The sequence below is a fragment of the Georgenia satyanarayanai genome (assembly GCF_900116375.1).
GTDB classification, from domain to species: domain Bacteria; phylum Actinomycetota; class Actinomycetes; order Actinomycetales; family Actinomycetaceae; genus Oceanitalea; species Oceanitalea nanhaiensis.
Window position 1 is genome coordinate 1 of the sequence record NZ_UETB01000037.1, and the last position, 5,290, is coordinate 5,290.

Here is a 5,290-nt window from a genome sequence, read left to right on the forward strand (position 1 = left end):
TGCGGCCCTTACGGGAATGGGTGTTCGGCGGTGTCCTACTCTCCCACGTAGTCTCCCACGCAGTACCATCGGCGCTGAGGGGCTTAGCTTCCGGGTTCGGAATGGGACCGGGCGTTTCCCCCTCGCTATGACCGCCGTAACTCTGTGGAGTTGTCCGACCGCTTCCCTCACGTGTGTGAGGGGTGGGTGGCTCCAGAACCGTACAGTGGACGCGTCAACATTTGATCTTGATAGTTGTGGTGAAGTTGTTGGCCAATTAGTACCGGTCAGCTCCACGGGTCGTTAGTCCCCGCTTCCACGTCCGGCCTATCAACCCAGTGTTCTGCTGGGGGCCTTCCCACCTCGAGGGTGGTGGAAACCTCATCTTGAAGCAGGCTTCCCGCTTAGATGCTTTCAGCGGTTATCCCTTCCGAACGTAGCCAACCAGCCGTGCTCCTGGCGGAACAACTGGCACACCAGAGGTTCGTCCGTCCCGGTCCTCTCGTACTAGGGACAGGCCTTCTCAAGTTTCCTGCGCGCGCAGCGGATAGGGACCGAACTGTCTCACGACGTTCTAAACCCAGCTCGCGTACCGCTTTAATGGGCGAACAGCCCAACCCTTGGGACCTACTCCAGCCCCAGGATGCGACGAGCCGACATCGAGGTGCCAAACCATGCCGTCGATATGGACTCTTGGGCAAGATCAGCCTGTTATCCCCGGGGTACCTTTTATCCGTTGAGCGACGGCGCTTCCACAAGCCACCGCCGGATCACTAGTTCCGACTTTCGTCCCTGCTCGACCTGTCAGTCTCACAGTCAAGCTCCCTTGTGCACTTACACTCGCCACCTGATTGCCAACCAGGCTGAGGGAACCTTTGAGCGCCTCCGTTACATTTTGGGAGGCAACCGCCCCAGTTAAACTACCCACCAGGCACTGTCCCTGATCCGGATTACGGACCGAGGTTAGATGTCCAGAACGACCAGAGTGGTATTTCAACGATGACTCCACAACCACTGGCGTGGCTGCTTCACAGTCTCCCACCTATCCTACACAAGCCGTCCCGAACACCAATACCAAGCTATAGTAAAGGTCCCGGGGTCTTTCCGTCCTGCTGCGCGTAACGAGCATCTTTACTCGTAGTGCAATTTCGCCGAGTTCACGGTTGAGACAGCGGAGAAGTCGTTACGCCATTCGTGCAGGTCGGAACTTACCCGACAAGGAATTTCGCTACCTTAGGATGGTTATAGTTACCACCGCCGTTTACTGGGGCTTAAATTCTGAGCTTCGCCCAACCGAAGTTGAGCTGACCCGTCCTCTTAACCTTCCAGCACCGGGCAGGCGTCAGTCCGTATACATCGTCTTGCGACTTCGCACGGACCTGTGTTTTTAGTAAACAGTCGCTTCTCCCTGGTCTCTGCGGCCCTCAAAGGCTAGCCAGCAAGTGGCTTCACCCCTCAGGCCCCCCTTCTCCCGAAGTTACGGGGGCATTTTGCCGAGTTCCTTAACCATGATTATCTCGATCGCCTTGGTATACTCTACCTGACCACCTGAGTCGGTTTAGGGTACGGGCGGCTAACACCTCGCGTCGAGGCTTTTCTTGGCAGCATAGGATCACCCTGCTTCCCGCGTTCGCGGTCACCATCGGGTCTGAGGCTTGTGTGAGGCCCGGATTTGCCTGGACCTCGCCCTGCTCCCTTGGACGTGCATAGCCATAAAGCACGCGGAGGCTACCTGTCTGCGTCACCCCTGTTAATACGCTTACCTACTACCGGTTCGGGTTCCGCGCGCGGCTCACATGCGCCCCGAAGGGCAACACGTGAGCGTTGGGCGGTTAGCATCACCGGGCTCGGTATGGGCGGTGTTTCGCCGGTACGGGAATATCAACCCGTTGTCCATCGACTACGCCTGTCGGCCTCGCCTTAGGTCCCGACTTACCCAGGGCGGATTAACCTGGCCCTGGAACCCTTGGTCATTCGGCGGACGGGTTTCTCACCCGTCTTTCGCTACTCATGCCTGCATTCTCACTCGTGTGGGATCCACCACTGGGTCACCCCGCAGCTTCACCTCCCACACGACGCTCCCCTACCCATCAACACCCCTGAACAACCCCCACGAGGGAGGAAGCTGGGGACATGTGCTGATGCCACGGCTTCGGCGGTGTGCTTGAGCCCCGCTAAATTGTCGGCGCAGAATCACTTGACCAGTGAGCTATTACGCACTCTTTCAAGGGTGGCTGCTTCTAAGCCAACCTCCTGGTTGTCTGTGCAACTCCACATCCTTTCCCACTTAGCACACGCTTAGGGGCCTTAGCCGGTGGTCTGGGCTGTTTCCCTCTCGACTACGAAGCTTATCCCCCGCAGTCTCACTGCTGCGCTTACACTTACCGGCATTCGGAGTTTGGCTGACGTCAGTAACCTGTTGGGGCCCATCGGCCATCCAGTAGCTCTACCTCCGGCAAGAAACACGCAACGCTGCACCTAAATGCATTTCGGGGAGAACCAGCTATCACGAAGTTTGATTGGCCTTTCACCCCTACCCACAGGTCATCCCCTCAGTTTTCAACCTAAGTGGGTTCGGTCCTCCACGCGGTCTTACCCGCGCTTCAACCTGCCCATGGGTAGATCACTTCGCTTCGGGTCTAGAGCACGCGACTGTGTCGCCCTATTCGGACTCGCTTTCGCTACGGCTTCCCCACACGGGTTAACCTCGCCACGTACCACTAACTCGCAGGCTCATTCTTCAAAAGGCACGCCGTCACCCCAGCTAAGGAGGCTCCGACGGGTTGTAAGCATCCGGTTTCAGGTACTATTTCACTCCCCTCCCGGGGTACTTTTCACCTTTCCCTCACGGTACTTGTCCGCTATCGGTCACTAGGTAGTATTTAGGCTTAGCAAGTGGTCTTGCCAGATTCACACGGGATTTCACGGGCCCCGTGCTACTCGGGATCCCCACCGGGAGGTGATGCCATTTCGTCTACAGGGGTCTCACCTACTGTGCCCGGCCTTCCCAGACCGTTCGACTATGACAACACTTTTTTACTCCCTACCCAGCCGGCAGGCTGAGTGAGCGGGTCCCACGACCCCGGAGGTGCAACGACTGCCGTCTATCACACACCCCCGGTTTAGCCTCATCCGCTTTCGCTCGCCACTACTCACGGAATATCTCTTCCTGTGGGTACTGAGATGTTTCACTTCCCCACGTTCCCTCCACACGCCCTATACATTCAGGCGCGGGTAACTGGGCATGACCCCAGCTGGGTTTCCCCATTCGGACATCCTCGGATCACGGTTCGTTAGCCAACTCCCCGAGGCTTATCGCAGGCCACCACGTCCTTCTTCGGCTCCTAGTGCCAAGGCATCCACCGAATGCTCTTAAAAACTTGACCACAAAAGATCAAAGATGCTCGCGTCCACTGTACAGTTCTCAAGCAACCCACCGACCAACCCCAACCCCCACACACACAGTGCGGAAGCCGGCAGAAAGCGGCCACCAGAAGAAACAGCCCACCAGCCACAACCGTGACCGGGTGCCTGTGTCCTCAGGACCCAACAGCATGCCAAGCATTGATGTTCCACCCATGAGCAACCACCAGACACACGTACGGCGTCTGCGTGGCCACCTGACACCACCGATGAACCCCGACGAAGCGGGCGATGATGTGGTGAGCTCCTTAGAAAGGAGGTGATCCAGCCGCACCTTCCGGTACGGCTACCTTGTTACGACTTCGTCCTAATCGCCAGTCCCACCTTCGACAGCTCCCTCCCACAAGGGGTTGGGCCACCGGCTTCGGGTGTTACCGACTTTCATGACGTGACGGGCGGTGTGTACAAGGCCCGAGAACGTATTCACCGCAGCGTTGCTGATCTGCGATTACTAGCGACTCCGACTTCATGGGGTCGAGTTGCAGACCCCAATCCGAACTGAGACCGGCTTTTTGGGATTCGCTCCACCTCGCGGTATCGCAGCCCTTTGTACCGGCCATTGTAGCATGCGTGAAGCCCAAGACATAAGGGGCATGATGATTTGACGTCATCCCCACCTTCCTCCGAGTTGACCCCGGCAGTCTCCTATGAGTCCCCACCATTACGTGCTGGCAACACAGGACAAGGGTTGCGCTCGTTGCGGGACTTAACCCAACATCTCACGACACGAGCTGACGACAACCATGCACCACCTGTACACCGACCTTACGGGGAGCACATCTCTGCACTTTTCCGGTGTATGTCAAGCCTTGGTAAGGTTCTTCGCGTTGCATCGAATTAATCCGCATGCTCCGCCGCTTGTGCGGGCCCCCGTCAATTCCTTTGAGTTTTAGCCTTGCGGCCGTACTCCCCAGGCGGGGCACTTAATGCGTTAGCTGCGGCACGGAACCCGTGGAATGGATCCCACACCTAGTGCCCAACGTTTACGGCATGGACTACCAGGGTATCTAATCCTGTTCGCTCCCCATGCTTTCGCTCCTCAGCGTCAGTAACGGCCCAGAGACCTGCCTTCGCCATCGGTGTTCCTCCTGATATCTGCGCATTCCACCGCTACACCAGGAATTCCAGTCTCCCCTACCGCACTCTAGTCTGCCCGTACCCACTGCAGGCGCAAGGTTAAGCCTTGCGTTTTCACAGCAGACGCGACAAACCGCCTACGAGCTCTTTACGCCCAATAATTCCGGACAACGCTTGCGCCCTACGTATTACCGCGGCTGCTGGCACGTAGTTAGCCGGCGCTTCTTCTGCAGGTACCGTCACTCCGAAGAGCTTCTTCCCTACTGAAAGAGGTTTACAACCCGAAGGCCGTCATCCCTCACGCGGCGTCGCTGCATCAGGCTTGCGCCCATTGTGCAATATTCCCCACTGCTGCCTCCCGTAGGAGTCTGGGCCGTGTCTCAGTCCCAGTGTGGCCGGTCACCCTCTCAGGCCGGCTACCCGTCGTCGCCTTGGTAGGCCATCACCCCACCAACAAGCTGATAGGCCGCGAGCCCATCCCCAACCGATAAATCTTTCCACACACACCCATGCAGGCACGTGTCATATCCGGTATTAGCCACGATTTCTCGTAGTTATCCCGAAGTCAGGGGCAGGTTACTCACGTGTTACTCACCCGTTCGCCACTAATCCACCCAGCAAGCTGGGCTTCATCGTTCGACTTGCATGTGTTAAGCACGCCGCCAGCGTTCGTCCTGAGCCAGGATCAAACTCTCCGTAAATGTCTATCGCCACCCCCGAAGAGGTAACAACCATACGAAGAAACACCCACCACCAAAAAGGCAGCGAGCGATCCAGGCAAACACCCACCCGCAGAAACGAGGAACCACGG

General features: G+C 57.6%; 3 rRNA genes. All 3 read right to left on the minus strand.

Features of this window, described 5'->3' with window-relative positions:
* Nucleotides 1-22: 22 nt before the first annotated feature.
* The 3 genes from rrf to DSZ44_RS18030 all read right to left on the minus strand — a co-directional run bounded on the left by rrf (nucleotide 23) and on the right by DSZ44_RS18030 (nucleotide 5,180).
* Nucleotides 23-139, minus strand: a 5S ribosomal RNA gene (gene rrf / locus DSZ44_RS18020).
* Between the two features lie 97 nt (nucleotides 140-236).
* Nucleotides 237-3,365: ribosomal RNA gene (locus tag DSZ44_RS18025) — 23S ribosomal RNA — on the minus strand.
* A 289-nt stretch (nucleotides 3,366-3,654) separates the two neighbouring features.
* Nucleotides 3,655-5,180, minus strand: a 16S ribosomal RNA gene (locus DSZ44_RS18030).
* Together the 16S, 23S and 5S rRNA genes form the textbook arrangement of a ribosomal RNA operon.
* Nucleotides 5,181-5,290 lie beyond the last annotated feature (110 nt).